This is a genomic window from Nocardioides pyridinolyticus, from assembly GCF_054653575.1.
On record NZ_BAAIFY010000032.1, the window covers coordinates 12,987 to 37,158 of the forward strand.

A 24,172-nucleotide genomic window follows, 5' to 3' on the forward strand; every position below is an offset into this window, starting at 1 on the left:
CCGGCGGGACCGCGGTCCGGGCGGTCACGGAGTCGCCTCGGCGAGCCGGGCGAAGAGGCCACGCGTCGCCGGGTAGATCTCGCGGTAGACCGAGTACAGCGGGTCGTAGGCGGCCGAGGTCGCCTCGTCGGGTTCGAAGCGGGTGGCGAGCCCGCTCATCGCGGCGGCGGCAGCCGGGATCGAGTCGTAGAGTCCCACGGCCGCCGCGGCGAGCACCCCCGCGCCGAGACACGTGCTCTCGGGCTCCCGGACCACCGACACCGGTCGCTGCATGACGTCGGCGACGATCTGGCACCACACGTGGCTTCGCGATCCGCCCCCGAGCGCGACGATGTCGGTCACGGGCTCGCCGAGGGCCTTCTCCGCGCCGGAGGTGAGCAGGCGCTGCTCGAACGCGATGCCCTCGAGGAGGGCGCGATAGACGTGCGACTTGCCGTGCACGCCCGTCAACCCGAGCAGCACGCCCCGGGCGTTGTGATCCCAGTACGGCGTCAGCGCTCCGGCCCAGTACGGCAGGGCGAGGAGGCCGTCCGAGCCCGGCGGCAGCTTGGCCGCCGCCGTCTCGAGCACCTGCTCCGGGGTCAGGTCCAGGCCGAGCGCACGCGGGTCGACGCCCGAGAACTTCTCGACGAACCAGTTGAGGTTGAACGTGCCGCCGCCGAGGAACGTCTCGAGGGTGTAGGCGCCCGGCACCGCGGCGGACAGCGTGCGGTACTCCATGCCGTGCGAGTACGACTCGGAGAACGTGCCTGAGACGATGCCGGTGCCGAGGTTGAGGTACGCCCGGCCGGGAGAGGTCACGCCCGTCCCCAGCTGCGCGCACTGCCCGTCACCCGCACCGGCCACCAGCGGCAGCCCGGCAGGCAGGCCGAGCTGCTCGGCCACGTCGTCGGTGAGCCGTCCCAGGATGCTGCCGGGTGCCCGCAGCTCGCTGACCTGGCTGCGGTCCAGGCCGACCGCGGCGAGCAGCTTGTCGTCGTAGTCGAAGGTGTCCATGTCGACGAGGCCCAGCGGATCCACGCTCGCCCACGACGTCACCCACTCGCCGGTCAGCTTGTGCACCAGGAAGCCGTGCACGTCGACGACCTTGCCGACACGGGACATCGTCTCGAGCTCGTGCTCCCACAGCCACCTCAGCTTGTACCAAGCCGGCGTCGGGTTGGGTGGCTTCCCGGTCACCCGGTGCACCTCCGGCGTTCCGTGCTCTTCGACCTGCTGGGTGGCCCGGGTGTCCAGCCACAACATGGCGGGCCGCAGCGGGTTCCCCGAGTCGTCGAGGCACACGAAGCTCTCCCGCTGGTGGGTGATGCAGAGCGCGCCCACTCGGGAGGTGTCGACGGTCTGCACGGCGCGGCGTATGGCACCCGCCGTGGCGGTCCACCAGTCTTCGGCGTTCTGCTCGCCCCACCCGGGTCGCGGCTGGCTCAGCTCGAAGGTGCGTCGGTCCTGCGACAGTGCGTCGCCGCGCGCGCTCCAGACCACCGCCTTGGCAGCGGTGGTGGAGCAGTCCACTCCGATCACGTAGTCGTACCCCATGTCAGGACGTCCTCGCGTCGTCACGGGCGGCTGCGCCGGCGCGTCGCGCCCTGGCCAGGACCTCGTCGACGTTGTCGCGGCCCCACCAGCCGAGCAGGGTCAGCAGGTCCACGACCGTGAACCGGTTGCGCATCAGAGCGCAGCTGCCGACTGCCCAGCGAGCGACAGCAGGGGACACCTGCGGCTCGAGATCCTCGAAGCTGCTGGCCGCCCCGGCGGCGCGGAGGCCGGCGGCGATCGAGCTGCTCGACCGCGCCAGTCCGCGCAGCTCCGGCGCGTGGACCTCCCAGTGGGCCAGCACGTTCTGCAGCCGCGGTCTCAGCCGGGCGAGTACGTCGAGCTTGGCCGAGTAGTCGCGCCAGCACTCCCGCGCCACGCGGCCGGAGGGATCGAGGTCGCCGAAGGCGTCCAGCACGCGCATGCGTGCCAGGTCGGCGTCGAACGCGGACTCGTCCAGCGCCGGGGCGGTCGAGGCCAGGCGGTCGAAGAGCATCTCCCACGCCGCTGCCGCCGCGACCGCGCCCACGCCCACCTGGGCACCGTGCAAGCCCATCGGTTCGTGTCGCTGCGTGTGGCGTTGGTCGAGCATGTGGCTGATCAGGTGCTCCACGCCGGAGAGGACCGCGGTCGTGCCGGCGACGCCGGTGGCGACCCCGCGCAGTGCGAGAGCACGAGTGAGGGCGGCAACGGCCCGCGGCTCCGCCTCACGGATCCCCGGGCTCCACCCGTCGATGTCCCTGCCGACCACCTCCAGGAGCCGGACCGCCCCCGCCTTGAAGCCGAGGTCCGCTCCGGCGAGCGAGGCGAGCCGCCAATCGGCCGGGGCGACGAACATCGACGTCATCTCGCCGTAGCCCGCGCGGGTCATCGCCGCGGGCGCGCCGGCGATCGTCTCGCTGTCGGCCACCACGGCGTCGGGCCAGCACGAGGGGACGGTGCGCTTGACCCCGCCGCGCAGCACGACCGAGACGTCGTCGGTGTAGCCGTCCACGGACGCGGCCGTCTGCACTGACACCAGCACCGGCTGCCCGCCCGCTGCCCGCTCGCGCTGCACCGCCACCTTGCCGATGTCGCTGATGGTTCCGCCACCCAGCGCGACGACCGCGTCCGCCCCACGCACCGCCGCGGTCGCCGCGTCCAGGACCTCGTCGACCACGTGCAGCTCCGGGCGGCCGTCGTCGAGCACCCGCACCCGCACGTCGAACCGCTCGGCGAGCTGGTCCCGGACGAGCTCCTTGACCGCAACGCCACCCCGCAGGATCCGGGTGGGATCCACGAGCACGACGACGGTCCCGCGCTTCGCGGCCCGGCCGCGCACGAGGTCCGCCACCGTGTCCGCGACCGCGAACAACGCGTCGCTGCCGAGCACGAGGCGGTTCAATCCGCACGGCGCCAGCTCGCCGTCTGGGTCGACCGCGGACAGGATCGCGCGCAGCGGTTCCCCGACGTACGGCGACATGATGGCTCCCTCTCGGCTTCTCGACGCGGTCGGTCAGCCCAGCCGACCGACGACCTCGCGGACCAGCGGCCACACCCGTGCGACGGAGACGTGGCTGACCGACTCCTTGGGGTTGTGGAGGTCGTGCAGCTCGGTCCCGATCGAGATCGTGTCCAGGCCGGGGACCCGTCGGCTGAAGATGCCGAGCTCGAGGCTGCACTGCGACACGTGGACCTCCGGTTCGGCGCCCAGTACATCCCGGTAGGCCGCACAGGCGACCTTGAGCAGCTGGGAGTCCGGCTTGTAGGGGAACTCCGGGGCGTCGAGGCCGAACTGCTCCACCGTCACGCCGCCGCCCGCCAGCTGTACGAGGGCCCGCACCCGGTCGAAGATCTCGTGCTTGCGCGAGGTCACGGCCGCCGTGATCGTCGACATGAGCCGGGCGCCCTGCTCGGTGGTTCGCACCGTGCCGAGGTTGTTGGAGCTCTCGACGATGCCCGGGACGGTCATGCTCCAGCTCAGGACGCTGTTGGGCACCAGCGCGGTGAGGCGTGAGAAGCGGAGACCGGCCTCCCGGGAGAACACCCTCTCGGGCAGGGCTGCGTCCTCGACCTCGATGCGGATGCCGGGATCGGCGATCGCGTACTCGCCGGAGACGTCTCCGGCGAGCTCGGCGAGGACGCGCTCGACGCCGGCGACGTCCTCCGGACGGAGGGCCAGCAACACCTGGGCGTCCGCCGGGATCGCGTTGTTCTGCGCGCCTCCGTGCGGGTTCGCGATCCGGACATCACCGGCGCCCTGCGCGACGTTGAGGGCGCGCGCCAGGAGGAGGATCGCGTTGGCACGCTCGAGCTGGATGTCGAACTCGCAGTGCCCGCCGACCAGGCCGCGGATCTTGAGGAGCCGGCCGACCGAGTGGCTCTCCGGCACGGAGTCCCACTCCGCGGGGATGTCCACGGTGAAGGTGACGTCACCGCTGCACCCGGCGAGGATCTCCTTGTCGGTGATCCAGTTGAAGTCGATCATCCGCCGCCCGGTGAGGCGGGAGGCGTCGAACTGGGCAGCACCCGCCTTGCCCTTCTCCTCCATCGCCGTCAGCACCGCCTCCAGGGGCGGGTGCGGGATGTCGTCGGAGTCGAGGAGCGCGAGGATGTAGGAGACACCGATGCCGTTGTCCGCCCCGAGCGAGGTGCCGTCGGCCTTGATGTAGTCCCCGTCGACGACGAGCGTGATGGGGTCCTTCTCGAAGTCGATGTCGACGCCCTCCTCCTTCTCGCAAACCATGTCGAGGTGGCCGTGCAGGATGAGGGCCGGCGCGTTCTCGAGGCCACCCTGCCCGGGCTTCTTCACGAGCACGCAGTGCATGTCGTCCTTCTCGGCCTCGAGCCCCCGCTGGCGCGCGAAGTCGACGACCCACTGCGCGGCCCGCTCCTCGTTGCCCGAGCCGCGCGGGATGTCGGCCAGGGTCTGGAAGAAGGAGAAGACCTCTCGGGGCTGCAGATCAGCAAGGACGGACATCGGGGTTCCTTTCGGTGGTTCGTTCAGGTGGGAGCTGAGGGGCAACGGCTACTTGACCGAGGCGTCGGAGCGGCGCTGCATGGTCAGCGCGGCGGCCACGATGATGACCAGGCCGTACACCAGGCTCTGGGCGGACGCGGGAACCCCGACGACTGCGGCGGCGATGGGGATGAGGGCGACCGTGAGGGCGCCGAAGATGACGAGGAGCGGGTTTGTGACACCGCCGGTGATCGCGGTGCCGCCCACGATGGCCGCCGCGATGCCCGGCAGGAGCAGGTCGCTGCCCAGGCCGAACGAGGAAGCCGCGCCGCCCTGCGCGATGATCATCACGCCGGCCACCCCTGAGAAGAACCCGGAGATCCCGAACGCCACGACCTTGACGCGGCGGTTCGCGATCCCCGAGAAGATCGCCCCCGTTTCGTTGACCCCGACTGCGGTCATCGCCTGGCCCGTGCGCGTGAGCTTCGTGAGGAACCAGAGCACGACGGCGAGGAGCACCGCGAGCCAGAACGCCATGGGCAGGTCGATGAAGAAGGTGCTGAACAGCGGCAGCAGCACGTCGGAGTTGCCCTTGACGTAGACGGTGGTCGCATCGCTGATCACCAGCGATGCCGCCTGCAGGATCCCGAGCGTGCCGAGCGTCAGGGCGAAGGATGGCACCTGGGCGAATGCGACGATGAGGCCGTTGACGACCCCGATGAGCGTGGCGAGCCCGATCGAGACGAGGATCGCGGCGGGCCCGAGGCTGCCCAGGGTCATCGCGAGCACCATGGCGGACAGGACCGCCAGCGCTGCGTTCGACAGGTCGATGCTGCCGACGTTGAGGACGCAGGACTGGCCGAGCGCGGCGAGCAGGACGAACGTGGCCTGGAGGGCGAGGATGCCCGGGCCGCCCCCGCTGAGGAAGTTCGGGTTGCTGATGACGACGACGACCAGCATGAGCAGGGTGACGGCGACGGGCCCCCCGGTCTGCCACCACCGCGTTCCCGACCCGCCGCGCTTCCGGGGTGGCGTGCCGACAGCGATGTCGACGCTGGCTTCGGCGTGCTTGGCGTCGGTGCTCATGGCTTCACACCATCCTTTCGAGGAGGTCGAGTGAGGTGGCGGACTCGATCGAGAGGTCGTAGCGGGCGGTCAGCTCGCCGTCGCGCATGACGACGATGACGTGCGCCATCTCCAGGGCGTCCTCGAGCGTGTCCGCGATGAGGAGGACGGCGGTCCCGCGTGCGCAGGCGGCCTGGATCTGTTCGTTCACCGTTTCGGCGGCCCCTGCGTCCAGGCCACGCAGCGGGTGGTCGAGCACCAGCACCTTGAGGTCGTCGTCCAGGAGCCACTTGCCCAGCACGACCTTCTGTTGGTTGCCGCCCGAGAACCGCTCGAGCTTGAGGCCCGGGTCGCGCGGGCGGACGTCGAGCGTCTCGAACCATTCCTCAGCGATCCGCTTGCGCGCCCGGGGGCGCAGCAGAGGCCCGGAGGCGGCGCTGCCCGGGTTGGCGAGGGTCAGGTTCTCCGCGCCGGAGAGGCCGCCCACCATCCCTTCGACCTTGCGCTCCGCGGGCACGTAGGCCACACCGTTGCGGACAGCCTTCCCCATCCGCCAGCCGTGGATGTCCTTGCCCTCGACCTTGATGGTCCCGGCGTCGTAGCCCTCGGCACCGAAGACGGCCCGGCAGACCTCCTCGCGCCCGGATCCGATCGTGCCGACGATCGCGACGCACTGACCGGGGTGCACCGTCAGGGAGACGTCGCTGTAGGCACCCTTCTTGCCGAGCCCGGTGATCTCGAGCGCCGGGGTCTGGGACTGATGCTGCACCCCCGACCGCTGGGGCGCCCGTTGCGCGTGACCGACCATGAGCTTGAACAGCTCGTCCTGCGTCACGTCCTGGGTCACCCGGTCGGCCACGAGCCTGCCCTGCCGCATCACGAGGATCCGGTCGCAGATGCGCATGACCTCGTCGAGCCGGTGGGAGACGAAGATGACGGAGCCGAGCTCGCGCAGTGCCCGGATCTCCCGCTCCAGGGTCTCGGTCTCGTCACGCTCCAGCACCGCGGTCGGTTCGTCGAGGATGACCAGCGGCGTCACGTGGGTGAGCTCGTCGACCCGCAGGGCTCGGGCGATCTCGACCATCTGGCGGTCGACGAACGGCAGGTCGCCGACGATGGCGCGGGGGTCGACGCTGGATCCGACGCGGGCGAGCACCCTCGCCGCCTCGTCGTTCAGCTTCTTCCAGCGGTACCAGCCGAACCTGGTCGCGGCGTCCTTGCCCGACATCGCGTTCATCGCGATGTTCTCGGCGACCGAGAGGTTCGTGAGCAGGGACTGCTCCTGGTGCACCACCCCGATGCCGGCGGCGAGCGAGTCCTGGGGGCGACGGAACTTGACCTTGCGGCCGAGCACCTCGATGGTGCCGGCGTCCGGCTGGTAGATGCCGGTCAGGATCTTGAGCAGGCTCGACTTGCCGGCGCCGTTCTCGCCGATCAGGCCGACCACCTCGTTGCGGCGGACCTCCAGCGAGATGTCCTTGACGGCCGTGACCCTGCTGAAGGACTTCGAGATGCCGGCGAGCCGCAGCACCGGAGCATCCGGGTCGGGGCGCGCCTCGTCGGTGAAGAGTGGGGTGGTCATTTCATGATCCTCAGGCGGCTGCGGTGAGGCCAGGACGCCATCACGATGGCGGCGACGAGGACCCCGCCGGACACGGCGGTCTGGACATTGGGGCTCACACCGGAGTGGATGAGCCCGTTGTTGATGACGGTCAGCATCAGGACTCCCACCGTCGTACGGAGGATCCCGCCCCGGCCTCCGCCGAGGGAGGTGCCGCCGATGACGACGGCCGCGATCGTGAGGAAGAGCATCCCGATGCCGACGCGGGCCGGCGCGGAGCCGAGCTGCATCGTGGTGAGAACGCCGGCCAGGCCGCTGCAGGCACCGCCGATGGTGAAGACGGCGACCTTGTACCTCGCCACGGCGACGCCGTTGTCGCGTGCGATCTGCTCGTTGTCGCCGATGGCGTACGTGAAGCGGCCCAGTCGCGTGAAGCGGCTGACCACGACTCCGACCGCCACGACCACGGCGGCCAGCCAGAACGAGTGGGTGAGGCCCAGGAACTTCTCGGTCGGCCAGTCCGTGATCCCGCCCTCGGCGAGGAAGGGGAGCTGCTCGTCACCGAAGAGCAGGGTCGCGATGCCGAAGCCCACGAATCCCATGCCGAGCGTCACGATGAAGGACGGGATCTTCAAGAGCGTGTGGACGAGCCCGTTCGCCAGCCCCAGGAACGCCCCCAGGAGCATCCCGACGGCGATCGCCCAGAGCCCGAGATCGGCGGTGGTGCGACTGTTCGCGGACAGCAGCACGAAGGCGAGCCCGCAGGCGCTCATGAGTCCCTCGACCGAGAGGTCGATGCAGCCGAGCAGGATCACGAGCGTGGCCCCGACTCCGATGATGAGGGGGGTCGATGCCTGGTCGAGGACCGTCTGCAGGTTGACGACAGTGGGGAACGAGTCGGGGTTGATCACACTGAAGACGACGACGAGGAGCAGGAGCGCGAGGCCCTCACCGCCCTGGCGCAGGACCCGCTTCTGACTCTTCGGGGTGCGCGTCGGGTGGCTGTCCCTCGGTGCAGCGGTGAGTGTGGCATTCGGGTTGGTCATGGCAACTTCCCTTGATGAGGAGGGTGCCGTCCGGCCGCGCGCGGCAACGACGCGCGACCGGACGGCGATCCATAGCCCTACGGCAGGACCTCGGGGCCGCCGCCGACCAGCGGGACGGGCTCGGTGTCCCACGGTCCGTTCTCGATGAGAGAGTCGATCCAGCCGTCGATGTCGTCGTCGTACTTGGTGTACTCGTCGAGGTTCTCAGGCGTGACGCAGCTGATCTTGAACAGGCTGTTGCGCTTCTCGTGCGGGAGCTCCGACGGGTCGATCTCACCGGTGGCCGCGAGGTAGGCGGTGTAGAGGCCGATCGCGGAGGCCATGTAGCCACGGTGGAAGGTCTCGCCGACGATGGGGTTGTCCGGCTGCTTCATGATGTCGATCACCGGCGGGTAGAGGCCGTCGGAAGAGAACTTGATGCCGGTCAGACCGGCCTTGTCGACCGCTTCCTTGGCGCCGATGATCATGCCGTCGTCAGCGGCCCAGATGCCCTTGATCTGGTCGCCGTACTTGGCGATCATGTTCTGCGTCTCCTGGAAGGCTAGCTGCGGGTCCCAGTTGGCCGGTCGCACCTCGAGCAGGTCGACGTCCGGGTAGTTCTTGAGCTCGTCCTCCAGGCCGGCGACGCGCGTCTGGCTGGTCGTGCTGTCCTGCACGCCGGCGAGCGCGATGATGCCGCCCTTGCCGATGGACTCGGCCAGGGTCTGGGCGGTGCAGCGGCCGCTGTCCACGCCGCCGTGCTTCTGGAAGGCCACGAAGTTGTCGCCCTGGTCCCACGGCTCGTAGTCGTCGGGCTTGTTCCACCAGATGGTGCAGTAGGCGCCGGCCTGCTTGCAGGCGTTGATGATCGGCGGCACGTCCGAGCTGGCCACCGTGTTCACGAACAGCACGACCTTCTTGCCCTGGGCGAGAATCGCCTGGATCTTCGAGATCTCCTTCTGGGAGGAGCCCTCGGAGTCCACGATCTCCACCGGCAGGTCGAGCTTCTTGCCCAGGGCCTGGGCGCCCTCGATGTTCGAGGCGAAGTACGGGTTGGTCGTGTTGATGACGGAGGCGACGAGGACGATGTCCTCCTTCGCGATCGGCCCGGCGTTGGCGCCGGACCCCGAAGTCGAGGAGCACGCCGTCGCGAGGCCGAGCGCGGCCAGGGCGGCCACACCGGCCGCGAGGCGCTTCCGGAAAGACTTGCTGGTGGACATCTGGACTCCTTGTGGGCCACGGCCGCTCGGACGTGACTAGTGAATGTTTATTCGTATGCCGCATCGGCATGTTGAGTGTGAGTGACGACACACGGCGGTGTCAAGGGCCCGGGGCACGCCATGCATGTTTCGAATAGCGATGCACGAAGCACCGAGCCGGCCCCCGTTCGGGAGTCCGGCTCGGTGCCCGCACGCTCGGATCGACGCCCGGCGAGCGGGCGGCGGCGCTCAGCGGATGTTGTAAAGCGCTCGTGCCTCCGCCTGAGTCGCGATCGGTCGGCCCACCTCACGCGCGATCTCTTGAGCCTGCTGGAGGAGCTCCAGGTTCGTCGGGTTCCGCTCAGGGTCGTAGAAGAGCTCGAGCCCCGTCTTGATGTGCCCACCGAGCTCGATGGCCCGGCGCAGGAGGGCCGTATCGTCGAGAGCTCCCTGGCCCCAGATGGAGATGTACCACGGGTGCTGGACCTGGGCCTCCTCGACCATGGAGAGGTAGTAGTAGAGGCTCTCCAGGGTCGGCTTCATCCCGTTGGTGCCGATTGGCTCGGTCGCCGTCAGCCCGTAGTCCCCGATCAGGTAGAAGTCCCACATCGAGCCCGGGGTGGACAGGCCGCGGTTCACGTAGTGCATCGCGTGGCGCAGGTGGCCCGGCTCGTACACCCCGAACACCATCGCGAGGTCGCGCTCGCGGAACATCCGCACCTGGCTGGCCACCCGTGCGTAGTTGAAGCCGAACTCAGGGCCGGAGAGATAGCCCTCGTCGTCGACGTCGGTGGCGAAGAGGGTCAGCCCGGTGTCCACACAGCCGATCCGCACGTTCGCGTTGTCGTAGAGGTACGGGACGTGCTCGAGTCCGTTCTCGTTCGGCAGCAGCCGCAGGTTGTTGCACGTGGTGGGGTACCACGTGATGTCCGGGTGTCGGTCCAGGACCTGGCGCCACGTGCGCATGTAGTCCTTGTACGCGTTCTCACCGAGCAGGTCGAAGCTGGTGTTGTGGGCGTGGATCGCACCGGCGCCCGCCTCCCAGCACCGCACCGCGTCCTCGGCGATCTCCTCGTACGAGACCGGAGTGTTCGGGTTCATCTCCTTGGTGCGCACGCCGTTGATGTGCGACTCGATGACGACCGGGTAGTCCCAGGCCGGCTGCTTCTCCGCGTACCTGTCCGGCGCGGTGCTCATCAGCGTGTCCCCTTCCCCGCCGTCACCGGAACTGCCGGAAGAACGTGGCGACGTCGTCGACGTAGATCTCCGGCACCTCGAGCGGGGCGAAGTGGCCGCCGACTTCGTGGACGCGGTACTGCTGGAGGTTGAAGTACTCGTCGGTCCAGGTCCGCGGCGGCTTGTAGATCTCCCCGGGGTAGATGCTCACCGCGGTCGGGGCACCGACGACCGGGAACCGGTCGTGCGACGGCTTCCAGGGGTTGCCGCGGCACTCCCAGTAGTAGCGCGAGGACGTGCCACCGGTCTCGGTCAGGAAGTACACGGCGGCGGTCGTCACCAGGTCCTCCTTGGGCCAGACCCGCTCGAAGGCCTCCGTGCCGCTGCCGCGTTCCTCGAGCCCCCAGAAGTAGCGCTTCTCGGTGATCCAGGCGAGCTGGCCCGCGGGAGAGTCGGTGACCAGCGCGGCGAGCGTCTGCGGCTTGGTCAGCTGGATCTCCCCGTAGCCGCTCTCGTTCTCGACGAACAACTTCCCGCGCTCGAACCAGCCCTCCTCGCCCGGGCCGTACTCCTCTGCTGCGGGCAACCCGAGCAGCGGGTCGTAGGAGATGCCGGGGGGTGCGTCGGGGTGCTCGAACAGGTAGTGGCTCATCTGTGCCGGGAAGTGGGTATAGATGCCGAAAACGTCGTCCTGGTACTTGTGACCGTGCTGCTGGGTCACGAGGGCACCCCAGTCGCCGCCGGCCACGGCGTACTTCTCGTAGCCCAGGACCTCCTTCATCAGGGTGTTCTCCAGGTCGGCCGTGCGCCACCAGTTCCATCCTGGCTCCGTGAGGGGCGAGGAGAACCCGTAGCCGGGCAGCGAGATGAGGACGACGTCGAAGGCGTCGGCCGGGTCACCCCCGTACGCGGCCGGGTCGGTCAGTGGGCCGATCACCTTGCGCACGTCCCAGAAGGTCCACGGCCAGCCGTGGTGCAGCAGCAGCGGGACAGGGTTCGAGCCCTTGCCGCGGACGTGGATGAAGTGGAGCGGCACGCCCATCAGGTCGATCTTGAAGTGCGGCAGCTCGTTCATCCGCCGCTCGACGTCGCGCCAGTCGTAGTCCTCGAGCCAGTAGCGCACCATCTCGCGGTGGTACTCGCCGTTGTAGCCGTAGCGCCAGTCGTCGTTGGCGAAGTCCCGGGGAAACCGGGTTCGACGCAGCCGGTCCGCCAGATCCTCGAGCTGTTCGTCGGGGATGTCGATCTTGAACTTGCGGACTTCGTGATTCCCCTGCATGGACGACTACCTCGAATCGGCTTTGGGTATTTATTTGCGTACTGAGTTTGGATTCAAAGCATCGGCGTGGCACAGGGGGATGTCAAGGGTCCGCAGGCGGTGACCACCCACGCGGGGAGGAGTTGCGGCCGGGATCGGCGGACGCACCCTCACCGCGACGGGGTGGCACCCTCGGGTGAGCAAGCCGGCCCAGCGTCAGCTCAGGAGGCCTCCACCTTCGGCATGATCTCCTCCTTGAGCCGCTTGAGGTCGTCGAGGGTCTTCGACACCGGCACGTCCGCGAAGGGCGGCCACAGCAGCGGCATGGTCAGCCCGACCTCCTGGTAGCGCTTGAGCATGTCGGTGATCTGCCGGGCACTCCCGACCAGGATGTTCGACACCTTGCCGTTGTCGGTCTGGTCGACGTCCTCGTCGGTGATCGTGAACCAGATCATGCTGCAGATGTCGAGGTCGTCGATCGACTTGCCGAGCTCCTCCAGCTCGCGCGCGATCGCCGTGCGCCACTCGGCTAACTCCCGTGGGGTGTCCTGGATGCCGATCCAGCCCGCGAGGCCGTACTTGGCCACCCGGTTGGCCGAGCGCTTCGGGTCCCGCAGGCCGCTGAAGTAGATCGGCGGGTGCGGCTTCTGGACCGGCTGGTGCCCGAACCCGCACCGGTCGAAGTCGGCGAACTCCCCGTGGTACTCGAACAGCTCGTTGGTCCAGATCCCCTGGCAGATCTCGATGGTCTCCCGCACGTGGGCGTGCCGTCGCGGGAAGATGTCCGTGGCGCTGGCGGCGGCGAACTCCTCCGGCATCCAGCCCGCACCGACGCCCACGTTGAGTCGCCCGTTGGACAGGTGGTCGATGGTGGCGCACTCGGCCGCGAAGACGCCGGGAGACCGGTACGGCGTGTCGGTGATGCTCATCCCGATCCGGACCTTCTCGGTCCGGGCCGCGAGCCAGGGGATGAGGGGCCAACCCTGGAACCACTTGCCCTTCGACTCCACGGGGAGCTGGGTCGGGAACTCCTTCATCATGCCGAACGAGTACGCCAGCTCGCCGCGGTCCGAGGCCTCCGGGACGACGACGCGGTCGAGCGTCCAGACGGAGTCGAAGTCGAGCTCCTCCGCCAGGTCGGTGAGGTCCGCGAGCTCCTGGACCGTCACGTGGTTGCGAAAGGTGGGGAGGTAGAGGGCGAGCTTCATCGTGTCAACATCTCCTCGGGAGGGTGTCGGCCATCGACCGATGGGTGTCCACGCGGACCCGGTCCGGCCCTTGCCCGGTACTCAACAAGTGGGCACAGACGGGCCGCAAGGGTCCCCGTGCTCATCGTTTTCTCAACGCTCGCGGGGAGCGGACTCCTTGCGCAGCCGGTCTCGAAGCTCCCGCTTGAGGACCTTGCCGTAGCTGTTCGTGGGGAGGGCGTCAACGAAGCTGTAGTCCTTGGGTCGCTTGAACCGCGCGATGCGGTCCAGGCAGACGCGGTCGAGCTCCGCCACGGGCGGCTGGGTGCCGTCGGTGACCACGAAGGCCACCACGGACTCACCCCACTCCGGGTCCGGCCTGCCGACCACGGCAGCTGCCTCCACGTGGGGGTGGCACAGCAGCGCCTCCTCGACTTCCCGGGGGTAGATGTTCATGCCCCCGCTGATGATCAGGTCCTTGGACCGGTCGCGCAGGGTGAGGAACCCGTCGTCGTCGAAGCTGCCCACATCGCCGGTGTGCAGCCAGCCGCCGCGCAGCGTCTCCGCGGTCTCCTGCGGCTGGTTCCAGTACCCGGCCATGACGACTCCGCCGCGCACGACCACCTCGCCCACCTCGCCCGCCGGCAGCTCGCGGTCCTCGGCGTCGACCACCCTGACCTCCACGTCGGTCCGGGGGAAGCCGACGCTCTGCATCCGATCGCGCCACCGGGGATGGTCGCGCTCGGCGTGGTCGGCCTTGGACAGTCCGGTGATCGTCATCGGCGTCTCGCCCTGGCCGTAGATCTGGGCCAGGCGTGGGCCGAACGCCGCCAGGGCGTCCTCGAGGTCGGCGAGGTACATCGGCGCCCCGCCGTAGATGATCGTCTTGAGGGCGGACAGGTCGGCGCCGGCCAGCGCGGGGTCCGCGGCCAACCGCTTGACCATGACGGGGGCGGCGAACAACGACATCCCGGGCCACTGGCTCGACAGCGAGAGGAACTCCTGCCCGTCCAGGGTGCCGGGCGACGGGAAGACGCTGACCGCGCCCCGCGCCACGTGCGGCAGCCCGTACAGGCCGGACCCGTGGGACAGCGGCGCCGCGTGCAGGACGCTGTCGGTCGCCGCCACCGGGTCGATGTCGGCGAAGTAGCTCAGGGACGCCATCAGCAGGTTGCCGTGGGTGAGGGTGGCCCCCTTGGGACGCCCCGTGGTGCCGCTGGTGTAGAAGAGCCAGGCCGGGTCCCCGCTCCCCCGGTCGGCGAGGGGCACCGGATCCGACGCGACGAGGTCCGCCCACTGCGGGCCGGGAGCCACGACGACGCCGTCGAGCGTCGCGATGCGGTCGACCAGCGGCGCGACGTCCGCGGCGTGCTCGTCGTCGGTGACGAGGATCCTGCTGCCGCTGTGGTCGAGGATGTAGGCGATCTCGTCGGGGTGCAGGCGGGCGTTGACGGGTACGGCGACGAGTCCCGCGTGCCAGGCCGCGTACTGCACCTCGAGGTACTCGGGCCGGTTGCGCATCACGATCGCGAGCCGGTCGCCCGGCTCGAGTCCGAGTCGGTCCCGCATCCCGCCGGCGGCCGGCGCGACCCTTCCCGCGAGCTCCGACCAGGTCGCGTGCACTCGAGACCCCTCGGCCAGCGCGGGAGCGTCGCGAAGCCTGCGCCCGTGCCGCTCGACCCACGTGGCCAGGTTCATGGCGCCAATCTTTCCCGGAACCCCCGGCGGGTCAAGGCGCCGCCGAAGGCGTTGAGGAACAGATGATTGTCCCGAGGACCGCCAGGGTGGACGCTGGCGGGACCGACCATCCCACGAACCCGGGGACGAGCCTGATGAGGCTGAGCGAAGAAGCAGCACGATCTCGACTCGGCGCCCAGGTCCACGGAGTGTTCTGCACGCTTCACCCGCGGCGCGGTCCGCACCCGCAGCCGGTGGTATACGCCGTGAGCGACGACGGTCACGTCGGCGTGCCGATCGACCGCGTGAAGCCCAAGGCGTCGTCACGGCTGCAGCGCGAGGACAACCTGGCGGCAGACCCGCGCGGCTCGTTGCTCGTCGAATGCTGGGATGCCGAGGACTGGTCCAGGCTGTGGTGGGTGCGTGCCGACGTCGAGCACGTGGCCGAGCCGGCCTCCTCGATCGTCGACGACCTGGCCGACCGCCTGGCGCGTACCGTGCCGCAGTACGCCGACAAGCCGTTCCACCGCATCCTGGTCTGCCGCATCGTCACGGTCACCGGGTGGTCCGCCGCCGAGGGGTGAGAGCGGCTGGGCGGGGCGGCGAGCCGTCGGTCACGACCCGGGTGACGTCGGCTGCCGGTCGGCGAGCCGCCGGACTAGGAGACGTTCCGGGCGGCCACCGGGTCGGGGCGGGGGAGCCGCAGGTGCACGGACGTGCCGGTCGGTCCGGACCGACCCACCGAGAGGTCCCCGCCCATGGCTCGCACCAGCCCGTGCGCGAGCCCCAGCCCGAGGCCGATGCTCTCCTCGTGGGCGGCGTCGAGCCCGCCGGTCGTCGGCGTCCGGCCGGGCGCCCGGGTCGCGCACACGAACGGGGTGAAGATCCGGGGCAGCAGGTCCGGCGGGATCCCGGGGCCGTCGTCGTCGACGGTGACGAGCACGGCCGAACCGTCGGGGGCGCGTCGGGAGGAGACCTCGACGCGACCGCCGACATAGCCGTGCCGGATCGCGTTGCCCACGAGGTTCAAGACCACCTGCCGGAGCCGCCGGGAGTCGCCGAGGACGACGTCCGCGGCTAGGTGCTGCACGAGCTCGAACCGCCGTTCCCGCGCCGTCGACGCGAGCAGGTCGAACGCCTCGAGGACGACGTCGCGGAGGCAGACCGGCTCCAGCGCCAGCGGCAGCGCGTTCGCCTCGAGGCGGCTCAGGTCCAGCACGTCGGCCAGGAGGTCCATCACGTGACCGGCAGCGGCGCCGATGTGGACGAGCGCCTCCCGCCGGCGGGCCTCGTCGAGGTCGATGGTGCCGAGCAGCTCCGCGAAGCCGACGATGGCCTGGATCGGCGTACGGGCCTCGTGCCCGACGGCCGCAAGCAGCTCGGACTTCGCATGGGAGAGCTCCTCAGCCGTTCGCCGGGCCGCCTCGGCCTCCAGCCGCGCGCGCCGGTCCCGCTCGGCGGCGCGACGCTCGCTGAGGTCGAAGACGTTCACGAGGTAGCGCTGGGGGGTCCCGTCGGGGTCGCGCAGCAGCGAGACGGTCACCTCCACCTCGACGCCCGCCAGGTCGTCGCGGTGCAGCACAGCCTCGAACGCGATGGGTCCGACGTGGACATCGTCGAGCTCGTCGAGCCACGCGTCCAGCGACATCTCCCGTGGCGTCAGGAGGTCGGCGAGGGCGCTCCCACCCAGGCCGTGCCCGCGTCGCGCCAAGGTCGTGAGCGCCGGATTGCCGATGACCACCCTGTGGTTCAGCCCGACGATCGCCATCCCGAGGGAGTTGTCGTCGAACGAGCGCCGGAAGCGCTCCTCGCTCTCCATCAGGTCCTTGAGGAGAGCGGCGTGCTCGATCGCCACGGAAGCCAGGTGGGTGAAGCGGTCGACCAGGAGCTCTTCGCGCCCCACCGGATGGTGCGGTTCGGAGTGGTAGACCGCGAAGGTACCGACCGGCAGGCCGTCGCGACCCACGATCGGGGTGGACCAGCAGCTGACCAGTCCGGCGGCGACGGCCGCGTCCCGGAAGTCGGCCCAGCGCGGATCGGTCCGCACGTCGGTGACCACGACCGGGACATTCAACGCGGCCGCGGTCCCGCACGATCCGGCCCCGTCGCCGATCGCCATCCCGTCGATGGCGCAGACGTACTCCTCCCCCAGGCTCGGCGCCGCCCCGTGGTGCAGGGTTCCCCGGGCGCGGTCCAGGAGCAGCACCGAGCACCTGCTGCCGCCCATGAGGTGCTCGAGCGAGGTGAGGATCTCGTCGAGAACCTCGCGCAGCGGGGCAGCCCGCGCCATCATCTCGAGCACGTCGGTCTGCCGCTCCAGCATCTCCCGGGCGTCGTCGGACCAAGCCCCGGGTCCGGGTCCGACCGGCCCCGGCGCGCTCACGAGTCGTCCACCAGCTGGTAGCCGACGCCGCGAACGGTGCGCAGCAGCTGCGGTTGCGACGGGTCCGGCTCCAGCTTGAGCCGGAGCCGGTGCACGTGCTCGGTCACCGTCGCGTCACCGAGCCACTCCGACGAGGAGTTCCACACCCTGTCGAGCAGCTCGCTGCGGGTGAAGACCCGGCGCGGATGGGTCGCGAGGAAGACGAGGAGGTCGAACTCCTTCGGCGTCAGGTCCACCTCGCCGTCCCCGACGCAGACCCGCCGGCTGGTCGGCTCGATGCGCACCGGACCGGCGACGATGGCCTCCCCGGACAGCTCGGGGTAGCTGCGCCGCAGCACCGACCGGACCCGGGCTGCGAGCTCACCGGGAGAGAACGGCTTGACGAGGTAGTCGTCGGCACCCAGGTCGAGACCCACGATCCGGTCGGTCTCGCCACTGCGCCCGGACAGCACGATGACCGGGGTGTCGGACCGGCCGGCCCGTCCGCCCCTCAGGGAACGGAGCACGTCCAGGCCGCCGAGCCGGGGAAGAGAGAGGTCGAGGATCACCAGCGCGGGACGGTCGTCGCGGATCCGGCGAAGCGCCACCTCTCCGTCCTCGGCCTCCACGACGCGGAAGTCGGCGTCGTCGAGCTGCCAGCGCACGACCTTGCGGATCGCAGCGTCGTCGTCCACGACCAGCACGATCGGCGCCCGCCGGTCGGGCGTCCGCTCCCCTGCGGACTGGGTCATGCGAGATGAGTACCACATGCCCGAGGGCTCAGCCACCGGGTCGGCGGGCAGCGTTGAGGCACCGTTGATCTCGCGTTGACCGGCGTGGAGGGCTGCGAGGGACAGCACCGTGGGCCCGGCCGGCCGAGCACGCCGCCCGTCGGGCCCGTGGGTCACCGCTCGGTGGTCGGCAGCGCCCTACCCCCGCCTGTCATCTCCGATCGAAGGACCCGGCCCGCGACTCCTCGCTTGCCTCGCCATCGGCGAGCTCGGCGTCCTGTCGGAGGCACTGGTCGAGAAGGCGGTGGAATCGAGCCGAGTCCGCGTGCTGGGCGAAGCGGACGTTCGCCGGCTCGCCGCGATACCCGTGGAGGTCGACGGTCGTGCGTCCGTAGTTGTACGGGCTCACCGTGTCCACCTCGACGTAGGCGTCGGTGAGCTCGAGGACGTCGGGGTCGATCGCGTAGGCGACGCACAGTGCGTCGTGCGGCGGGGCGGACGAGTCGGCGCCGACAGACCCGACAGCCGCGTCGTAGCCGGCGATGTAGTACTCGGTCACCGTGGCCGCCAGGTCTCCGGCGCGCGTGCCCAGCGCTCGGTAGCGCTGCAGGTCGTCGCGGCTGATGAGAACCTCGTGGGTGGCGTCGAGCGCGGCCATCGTGAGCCGCTTGATGCCGGCGCTCAGGACGACGTTCGCTGCGACGGGGTCGGTGTAGGTGTTGAACTCCGCGGCGAGCGTCCGGTTCCCGACGATCGATGCGCCACCCATGAGCACCACCTCGTCGATCGCGTCGAGGATGTCGGGCGCGACCGTGATCGCGGCGGCGATGTTCGTGAGCGGGGCGATCGGGATCAACGTGACCTGCCTCGTCGTCTGGCGCAGGGTCTCGATGAGCCATTCGACGCCGCGCCAGCTGCGGGGCTGAAGCCCCGAGACGCCGACGGGCAGGGGGCTCTGGTGGAAGGCGCCCTCCAGCCTTCTCACGTCCGACGGGTAGGGACTCGGGGCGAAGGGGCGCGTGAGCCCGGCGTGCACCTCGATGTCGCTCCGGCCGATCGCCTGCAGCACCCGGAGGGTGTTGTCGGTGGTCTCCTCGACGGAGAGGTTGCCGGCCACGGTCGTGCAGCCCAGGAGCTCGAGGGCAGGATGAGTCGCGGCCATGGTGATGGCGACAGCGTCGTCATTGCCGGTGTCGACGTCGAGGATCACGGGACGGCGCTCCATGCGAAGGCCTCTCAGGTCAGGGGACGGACGGTCAGGAGGAGGGTGGCTGGACCGTGGGTTCCGACCAGACGGACACCTTGCGCAGCCGCTCCACGGTGCGCCAGGTGTTGCGTTGGCCGGCGTGGAGACGGACGACATCGCCCGGGCCGATGGAGAGGCTCTCCCCCGTGTCCTCGAAGGTCACCTCGGCGCGGCCCTCGAGGATCACGAAGATCTCGTCGGCGGTATGTCCTCCGATGAGACCCGGCGCCGCCTCCCACACACCGACGTTCACGCCGTCCACCGTTCCGATGCGATAGGTGGCCGTGTCCACGGTCGTGCGGCTGTCTTCCAGGGACTCGTAGCCCTCCGGCTCGAGGTCGTAGCGAAAGACGTTCCCGAGGTGTTGCGTCACCTTGTCGATCCTTCCGGGAGGAACTTGCTGCGCGGCCAGCGACGCTCCCCGCCGAGACATCACCGGCAGACAACGACTAGGGCGAACCTAGCCCACCGCGGGCCAAAGTCAAAACGTTTCTACACCGGTCCGGCGGCACCTTCACCCGACGTCGAAGACGAGGCAAGCGCCGCCGCGACGAACAGGCGGCGAGGATTGCCCGTCAACAGGTCGGCGGTGATCTCGGCCGGCACGCCGTGGCGCTCGAGCCGGGGCAGGAAGAGCCGAGGCACGTAGCCGACTCCGTTCCCGCCGTTCCGCGTCCACATGGCCTTGACCGACAGGTCATGGCTGAGGAGGAGCCGCGCGGCGTGGCCGGCCTCGACCAGGCGCGTGATCGCCGCCGCGGTCTGGTCCGGCGCAGGCGACTGGCCCTCGCCGGGAAAGTGGTGGGGCATGCCGATCATGTCGAACCCGAGCCACGCTCCTCGACCGGCGACCTCCCTCTGGTAGCCGGCGTCCTCCCCGGACGGATCCATGTGACACAGGACGACCGCCTCCGGCGCGACGCCCTCCTCGCCCAGGAGGATGTCCAGCACCTCGAAGGCACGGCGTTGCCATCCCGGCAGGTGGACGAGGAGCGGTACGCCCAGCTCCCGCTGAGCCCCGGCCGCGGCGCGGAGACGCACCCGCTCTGCGTCGTTGAACTGGGGCGACACGCCGATCTCTCCGATCACCCCCGGCTTGATGCCGGTCTCGCCGACGCCGTCAGAGAACTCGGCCAGGAGCTGGGCGTGGAGCTCGTCCGCCGTGGCCCCTGCGGTCCCACTGTCGTGGTACGGGTGCACGTACCACCCGGACCCCATGACGATGTTGAGACCCGTTCGCCGGGAGATCTCGCGAAGCGCGCCCGGGTCACGGCCGATGTCGGCGTTGGTGCAGTCGACGACCGTCTGCCCTCCGGCCTCGACGAAGCGCTGGAGCTCGTCGGCCACTGCGGCGGCGTCGTCCACGCGGAGGTTGTCCCGGCAGCACGACGGATCCTCGATGAGCAGCCAGCGGATCGAGGGCTCGACCCGCCGGGTGAAGAGGCTGGGGCCCCCGGCTCCCCGCGGCTCGCCCAGGGGTGCGGTCCAGTCGCAGATGAGGTGCTCGTGGGTCAGCGTCATCCCGAGCTCGTCGGCGGGAACGGGCCCCAGGACGGTGGTGACCTGGACCTGGCCGGAGGAGACGTCGTCCACAGGCGTGGTTCCTCGTGGGATCACCGCGCCGCTCCGCCGCGGCCCGGGTTTTGGATTCGTTTCGTGCTGACCGCGCACAGCCTAGTAGATGGCGGCATCGCAGGAGGGTGCCGAAACGTTTCGACTATGGCGCTTCCGCCGGTGTGCCTGCGTGAGGAACGCCTGAAACATCGCGTCCGAGCGCGTCGTTGACAGTGAAAGTCGAATCGATAATACTCGCTCCCAGGTCCCTCCCCCCGGTTGGCGACAGCCGGGATCGAAGTCGGGCGACCGGGACCGTGGCGTCGTCGGCCTCGTGTGCAGAGATGAGGATGGAAGAGATGTCGGACTTCAAGGATCTGGTGCGCTCGGCCTGGGACGCAGCCTGGAACCACGGTGACTCCGACGCCTTGGACGAGATCCTCCATCCCGACTACGAGCTGGAGAACGCCGGCCTCGGGCGCACCTCGGGGCTGATCGACCTCAAGCGCCAGGTCCGCGACATGCGGTCTGCCATTCCGGACCTGCGGACGACGGTGGACTCGATCGTCGTGGACGGCGCCGACTTCGCGCTCTTCTGGTCGGCCACCGGTACGTTCGCGAGCCCGTTCGGCGACGTGCCGCCGACGGGACGTGCGCTGCAGGCCCGCGGCGCCGTCCAGGGGACCCTGCGCGATGGCCGGATCATCCGTGAGCGCGTGACCTGGGATCCGACGGTCGACATGCTGTCGGACCTGGGAGTGCCCGGCCTGCGATCCGCGCTCGATGCGCCCCGCGAGCCCCAGGCCTCCGGGGATGCGGTCGAGATGCCCAGCATCGAGGACCTCAAGGAGTTCAACCGGAAGTTCGTCACCGGGGTCACGGTGGTGACGACCATGGACTCCGCCGGTCAGCCACGCGGGCTGGCCGTCAGCGCCTACATGCCCATCTCGCTGGAACCGCCGCTGGTGGCGGTGTGTGTGCAGAAGTCGTCCTCGACCTACCCGTCGCTGTTCGAGTCCGAGCACCTCGGCATCAACATCATCGCCAACACGCAGCTCGCCGTCGTCGACCGGTTCGCCTCGAAGTCCGACGACAAGTTCGCAGCGCTCGACTGGCACACCGGACCCGAAGGCTCTCCTCTGCTTCGTGGCTCGGCGGCCTCGATCGAGGCCGAGATCAAGGAGCGCTTCCGCGCCAAGACGCACGTCCTGATCGTCGCGCAGGTCACCTATCTCGAGATCTCCGCCTTGGAGCCGATGGTCTACAAGGCGGGCAAGTTCTACGACGGGGCATCCCTCACGCAGATCTGAGCGGTCCCCGGGTCGCCTGGTCGGGCGGCCCCGCGTCGCCGCCAGGTCATCCTCCGACCGGTTCGAGCCGCACGATGATGCCCTTGGACGTGGGCGTGTTGCTGGTCTCGGCGACGCTGTCGAGGGGCACCAGCACGTTGGTCTCCGGGTAGTACGACGCGGCCGAGCCGCGCGCCGCCGGGTATGACACGACCCGGAAGCCCTCCGCGCGACGTTCGGTCCCGTCGGTCCAGATGCTCACCAGGTCCACCAGTTGACGGTCCTCGAGGCCGAGGTGGGCGAGGTCGGCGGGGTTGACCATCACGATCCGACGGGCGTCGCGGATGCCGCGGTAGCGGTCGTTCATCGCATAGGGGATGGTGTTCCACTGGTCGTGGGAGCGCAGGCTCTGCAGCACCAGGTGACCGGGAGGCGGAGCGATCAGCTCCGGCAGATTGCAGGTGAAGACGGCCCTGCCGCTGGCGGTCGGGTACCGGTGCTCGTTGACCGGGTTGGGCAGCCGGAATCCGCCGGGCTCGGCGACCCGGGCGTTGAAGTCCTGGAAGCCGGGGACCACGCGGGCGATGCGGTCCCGCACGACCGCGTAGTCCCGCTCGAAGTCCTCCCACGGGATGGACCCGCCGCGCCCGAGGGTACGACGGGCGAGCCGGCCGATGATCGCGACCTCGCTCAGCAGGTGCGGGGATGCCGGAGTGAGCCGGCCGCGCGACTGGTGGACCTCCCCCATCGAGTCCTCGACGGTCACGAACTGCTCGCCGCTCGCCTGCACGTCACGGTCACTGCGCCCGAGCGTGGGGAGGATCAGCGCGGTCTCGCCGCACACGGTGTGCGAGCGGTTGAGCTTGGTGGAGACCTGGACGGTGAGGGAGCACGACCGCAGCGCGGCCTCCGTGACGTCGCTGTCCGACATCGCTCGAACGAAGTTGCCGCCGACGCCGACGAAGACCTTCGCCCGGCCGTCACGCATCGCGCGGACGCCGGCGACCGAGTCGTAGCCGTGCCGGCGGGGTGGATCGAAGTCGAACTCGCGCCCCAGCGCGTCGAGGAACCAGTCGGGCACCCGTTCCCAGATGCCCATGGTGCGGTCGCCCTGGACGTTGCTGTGACCGCGCACCGGGCACACGCCCGCGCCGGGCCGGCCGAGGTTGCCGCGCAGGAGCAGGAAGTTGACGATCTCGCGGATGGTGGGGACGCCGTGCTTGTGCTGGGTCAACCCCATCGCCCAGCAGACGATGATGCTGCGACTGTTCAACACCAGTTGGTGGACCTGCTCGATCTCCGCGCGGTCCAGGCCGGTGGCCCGGAGGACGTGCTCCCAGGTGATCGTGCGCAGGTGGCGGGCCAGGGCGTCGTACCCGGTGGTGTCGGCGGCGATGAACTCGTGGTCGAGGACCGTGCCAGGCGCGGCGTCCTCGGCCTCGAGGAGCAGCCGGTTGAGCATCTGGAAGAGCGCGAGGTCGCCGCCGGGCCGGATCTTGAGGAACTGGTCGGCGATCACCGTGCCCTTCCCGACGAGCCCGCGCGGGTGCTGCGGGTTCTTGAACCGGATCAGGCCGGCCTCGGGCAGCGGGTTGACCGCAATCACCTTGCCGCCGTTGCGCTTGGTCCTCTCGAGCGCGGAGAGCATCCGCGGGTGGTTGGTGCCCGGGTTCTGGCCGACGACGAAGACCAGATCGGACTCGTGGATGTCGTCGAGCGAGACGCTGCCCTTGCCGATCCCGAGGGTCTCGCCCAGCGCCGAGCCGCTGGACTCGTGGCACATGTTCGAGCAGTCGGGCAGGTTGTTGGTGCCGTACGCGCGAGAGAACAGCTGCAGCAGGAAGGCGGCCTCGTTGCTGAGCCGCCCCGACGTGTAGAACATCGCCTCGTCCGGCGAGTCCAGGCCATTGAGCTCGTCGGCGACGATCCCCAAGGCGTCGTCCCAGCTGATCGGCTGGTAGTGGCTGGCGCCGGGCCGCTTCACCATCGGCTCGGTCAGCCGGCCCTGGTGGTTGAGCCACATGTCCGACTTGCCGTCCAGCTCGGCGACCGAGTGCTCGGCGAAGAACTCCCGGGTCACGCGCCGGGTCGTGGCTTCATCCGCGATGTGCTTCGCGCCGTTCTCGCAGTACTCGTTCCGGTGCCGCTGTGTCGGATCCGGCCACGCGCAGCCGGGGCAGTCGATGCCCTCGGTCTGGTTCAGGCTCAGCAGCGTCAACGCCGTACGGCGGATGCCGCTGTGGCGCACGGCGTAGTCCACAGCGTGTCCGACGGCGGTGGCGCCGGCAGCCCAGGTCTTCGGTGGGGAGGTCCGCGCGCGTTCCTCGTCACCAGGGCTTTCGCTCACGGCGTCATCGTCCTTCGGTAGGTG

At 69.8% G+C, this 24,172-nt stretch carries 19 protein-coding genes; 2 read left to right on the plus strand and 17 right to left on the minus strand.

The window, feature by feature from the left end; all coding sequences use genetic code 11:
- Nucleotides 1–24 precede the first annotated feature (24 nt).
- The 11 genes from ACYQ0U_RS20325 to ACYQ0U_RS20375 all read right to left on the minus strand — a co-directional run bounded on the left by ACYQ0U_RS20325 (nt 25) and on the right by ACYQ0U_RS20375 (nt 14,640).
- Nucleotides 25–1,536 carry a xylulokinase gene (locus ACYQ0U_RS20325; protein WP_459975703.1) on the minus strand — a complete coding sequence of 504 codons (1,512 nt, stop codon included), beginning with the start codon at nt 1,534–1,536 and terminating at the stop codon, nt 25–27.
- A 1-nt stretch (nt 1,537) separates the two neighbouring features.
- Nucleotides 1,538–2,995: an iron-containing alcohol dehydrogenase gene (locus ACYQ0U_RS20330; protein ID WP_459975704.1), complete on the minus strand. Its 1,458-nt coding sequence runs from the start codon at nt 2,993–2,995 to the stop codon at nt 1,538–1,540.
- A gap of 33 nt (nt 2,996–3,028) precedes the next feature.
- Nucleotides 3,029–4,492 (minus strand): beta-Ala-His dipeptidase, encoded by a 1,464-nt coding sequence (gene pepD, locus ACYQ0U_RS20335; RefSeq protein WP_459975705.1) that lies wholly within the window; start codon nt 4,490–4,492, stop codon nt 3,029–3,031.
- Between the two features lie 48 nt (nt 4,493–4,540).
- On the minus strand, nt 4,541–5,557 hold the full coding sequence (locus ACYQ0U_RS20340) for an ABC transporter permease (RefSeq protein ID WP_459975706.1): 1,017 nt from the start codon (nt 5,555–5,557) through the stop codon (nt 4,541–4,543).
- Between the two features lie 4 nt (nt 5,558–5,561).
- Nucleotides 5,562–7,118 carry a sugar ABC transporter ATP-binding protein gene (locus ACYQ0U_RS20345; RefSeq protein WP_459975707.1) on the minus strand — a complete coding sequence of 519 codons (1,557 nt, stop codon included), beginning with the start codon at nt 7,116–7,118 and terminating at the stop codon, nt 5,562–5,564.
- On the minus strand, nt 7,115–8,143 hold the full coding sequence (locus ACYQ0U_RS20350) for an ABC transporter permease (RefSeq protein ID WP_459975708.1): 1,029 nt from the start codon (nt 8,141–8,143) through the stop codon (nt 7,115–7,117). The genes ACYQ0U_RS20345 and ACYQ0U_RS20350 overlap by 4 nt, the downstream gene beginning before the upstream one ends.
- A gap of 77 nt (nt 8,144–8,220) precedes the next feature.
- Nucleotides 8,221–9,342, minus strand: coding sequence for a sugar ABC transporter substrate-binding protein (locus ACYQ0U_RS20355; protein ID WP_459975709.1), 1,122 nt, complete (start codon nt 9,340–9,342; stop codon nt 8,221–8,223).
- Between the two features lie 228 nt (nt 9,343–9,570).
- Nucleotides 9,571–10,518: a beta-keto acid cleavage family enzyme gene (locus tag ACYQ0U_RS20360; RefSeq protein WP_459975710.1), complete on the minus strand. Its 948-nt coding sequence runs from the start codon at nt 10,516–10,518 to the stop codon at nt 9,571–9,573.
- Nucleotides 10,519–10,540: 22 nt separating this feature from the next.
- Nucleotides 10,541–11,776, minus strand: a complete 1,236-nt coding sequence (locus ACYQ0U_RS20365; RefSeq protein WP_459975711.1) for an epoxide hydrolase family protein — start codon at nt 11,774–11,776, stop codon at nt 10,541–10,543.
- Between the two features lie 200 nt (nt 11,777–11,976).
- Nucleotides 11,977–12,963: an LLM class flavin-dependent oxidoreductase gene (locus tag ACYQ0U_RS20370; RefSeq protein ID WP_459975712.1), complete on the minus strand. Its 987-nt coding sequence runs from the start codon at nt 12,961–12,963 to the stop codon at nt 11,977–11,979.
- 132 nt (nt 12,964–13,095) lie between these two features.
- A complete protein-coding gene (locus ACYQ0U_RS20375; RefSeq protein WP_459975713.1) occupies nt 13,096–14,640 on the minus strand; it encodes an AMP-binding protein in 1,545 nt (514 codons plus the stop codon).
- A gap of 245 nt (nt 14,641–14,885) precedes the next feature.
- Between ACYQ0U_RS20375 and ACYQ0U_RS20380 the strand changes: the two genes are divergently transcribed.
- Complete coding sequence (locus tag ACYQ0U_RS20380) at nt 14,886–15,203, plus strand: PNPOx family protein (protein ID WP_459975714.1); 318 nt, start codon at nt 14,886–14,888, stop codon at nt 15,201–15,203.
- A gap of 74 nt (nt 15,204–15,277) precedes the next feature.
- Here ACYQ0U_RS20380 and ACYQ0U_RS20385 read toward each other — a convergent pair whose 3' ends face one another.
- From ACYQ0U_RS20385 to ACYQ0U_RS20405, 5 genes are all read right to left on the minus strand, one after another.
- Nucleotides 15,278–16,942, minus strand: a complete 1,665-nt coding sequence (locus ACYQ0U_RS20385) for a GAF domain-containing sensor histidine kinase (protein ID WP_459975715.1) — start codon at nt 16,940–16,942, stop codon at nt 15,278–15,280.
- 56 nt (nt 16,943–16,998) lie between these two features.
- Nucleotides 16,999–17,733, minus strand: coding sequence for a response regulator (locus tag ACYQ0U_RS20390; RefSeq protein WP_459975716.1), 735 nt, complete (start codon nt 17,731–17,733; stop codon nt 16,999–17,001).
- A gap of 190 nt (nt 17,734–17,923) precedes the next feature.
- Nucleotides 17,924–18,937 (minus strand): nucleoside hydrolase, encoded by a 1,014-nt coding sequence (locus ACYQ0U_RS20395; RefSeq protein WP_459975717.1) that lies wholly within the window; start codon nt 18,935–18,937, stop codon nt 17,924–17,926.
- Between the two features lie 31 nt (nt 18,938–18,968).
- Nucleotides 18,969–19,331 carry a cupin domain-containing protein gene (locus ACYQ0U_RS20400; RefSeq protein WP_459975718.1) on the minus strand — a complete coding sequence of 121 codons (363 nt, stop codon included), beginning with the start codon at nt 19,329–19,331 and terminating at the stop codon, nt 18,969–18,971.
- Nucleotides 19,332–19,450: 119 nt separating this feature from the next.
- Nucleotides 19,451–20,551: a phosphotriesterase family protein gene (locus ACYQ0U_RS20405; RefSeq protein ID WP_459975719.1), complete on the minus strand. Its 1,101-nt coding sequence runs from the start codon at nt 20,549–20,551 to the stop codon at nt 19,451–19,453.
- A 320-nt stretch (nt 20,552–20,871) separates the two neighbouring features.
- On the opposite strand from ACYQ0U_RS20405, the gene ACYQ0U_RS20410 reads away from it, so the two are divergent.
- Nucleotides 20,872–21,822: a flavin reductase gene (locus ACYQ0U_RS20410; protein ID WP_459975720.1), complete on the plus strand. Its 951-nt coding sequence runs from the start codon at nt 20,872–20,874 to the stop codon at nt 21,820–21,822.
- A 46-nt stretch (nt 21,823–21,868) separates the two neighbouring features.
- On the opposite strand, the gene ACYQ0U_RS20415 is transcribed toward ACYQ0U_RS20410, so the two are convergent.
- Complete coding sequence (locus ACYQ0U_RS20415) at nt 21,869–24,148, minus strand: FdhF/YdeP family oxidoreductase (protein WP_459975721.1); 2,280 nt, start codon at nt 24,146–24,148, stop codon at nt 21,869–21,871.
- Nucleotides 24,149–24,172 lie beyond the last annotated feature (24 nt).

Excerpts from the sequence above, each read along its gene's own strand:
- ACYQ0U_RS20325 (WP_459975703.1), bottom strand. The coding sequence starts at position 1,536 with ATGGGGTACGACTACGTGATCGGAGTGGACTGCTCCACCACCGCTGCC.
- ACYQ0U_RS20330 (WP_459975704.1), bottom strand. The coding sequence starts at position 2,995 with ATGTCGCCGTACGTCGGGGAACCGCTGCGCGCGATCCTGTCCGCGGTC.
- pepD (WP_459975705.1), bottom strand. The coding sequence starts at position 4,492 with ATGTCCGTCCTTGCTGATCTGCAGCCCCGAGAGGTCTTCTCCTTCTTC.
- ACYQ0U_RS20340 (WP_459975706.1), bottom strand. The coding sequence starts at position 5,557 with ATGAGCACCGACGCCAAGCACGCCGAAGCCAGCGTCGACATCGCTGTC.
- ACYQ0U_RS20345 (WP_459975707.1), bottom strand. The coding sequence starts at position 7,118 with ATGACCACCCCACTCTTCACCGACGAGGCGCGCCCCGACCCGGATGCT.
- ACYQ0U_RS20350 (WP_459975708.1), bottom strand. The coding sequence starts at position 8,143 with ATGACCAACCCGAATGCCACACTCACCGCTGCACCGAGGGACAGCCAC.
- ACYQ0U_RS20355 (WP_459975709.1), bottom strand. The coding sequence starts at position 9,342 with ATGTCCACCAGCAAGTCTTTCCGGAAGCGCCTCGCGGCCGGTGTGGCC.
- ACYQ0U_RS20360 (WP_459975710.1), bottom strand. The coding sequence starts at position 10,518 with ATGAGCACCGCGCCGGACAGGTACGCGGAGAAGCAGCCGGCCTGGGAC.
- ACYQ0U_RS20365 (WP_459975711.1), bottom strand. The coding sequence starts at position 11,776 with ATGCAGGGGAATCACGAAGTCCGCAAGTTCAAGATCGACATCCCCGAC.
- ACYQ0U_RS20370 (WP_459975712.1), bottom strand. The coding sequence starts at position 12,963 with ATGAAGCTCGCCCTCTACCTCCCCACCTTTCGCAACCACGTGACGGTC.
- ACYQ0U_RS20375 (WP_459975713.1), bottom strand. The coding sequence starts at position 14,640 with ATGAACCTGGCCACGTGGGTCGAGCGGCACGGGCGCAGGCTTCGCGAC.
- ACYQ0U_RS20385 (WP_459975715.1), bottom strand. The coding sequence starts at position 16,942 with ATGCTGGAGCGGCAGACCGACGTGCTCGAGATGATGGCGCGGGCTGCC.
- ACYQ0U_RS20390 (WP_459975716.1), bottom strand. The coding sequence starts at position 17,733 with ATGACCCAGTCCGCAGGGGAGCGGACGCCCGACCGGCGGGCGCCGATC.
- ACYQ0U_RS20395 (WP_459975717.1), bottom strand. The coding sequence starts at position 18,937 with ATGGAGCGCCGTCCCGTGATCCTCGACGTCGACACCGGCAATGACGAC.
- ACYQ0U_RS20410 (WP_459975720.1), top strand. The coding sequence starts at position 20,872 with ATGTCGGACTTCAAGGATCTGGTGCGCTCGGCCTGGGACGCAGCCTGG.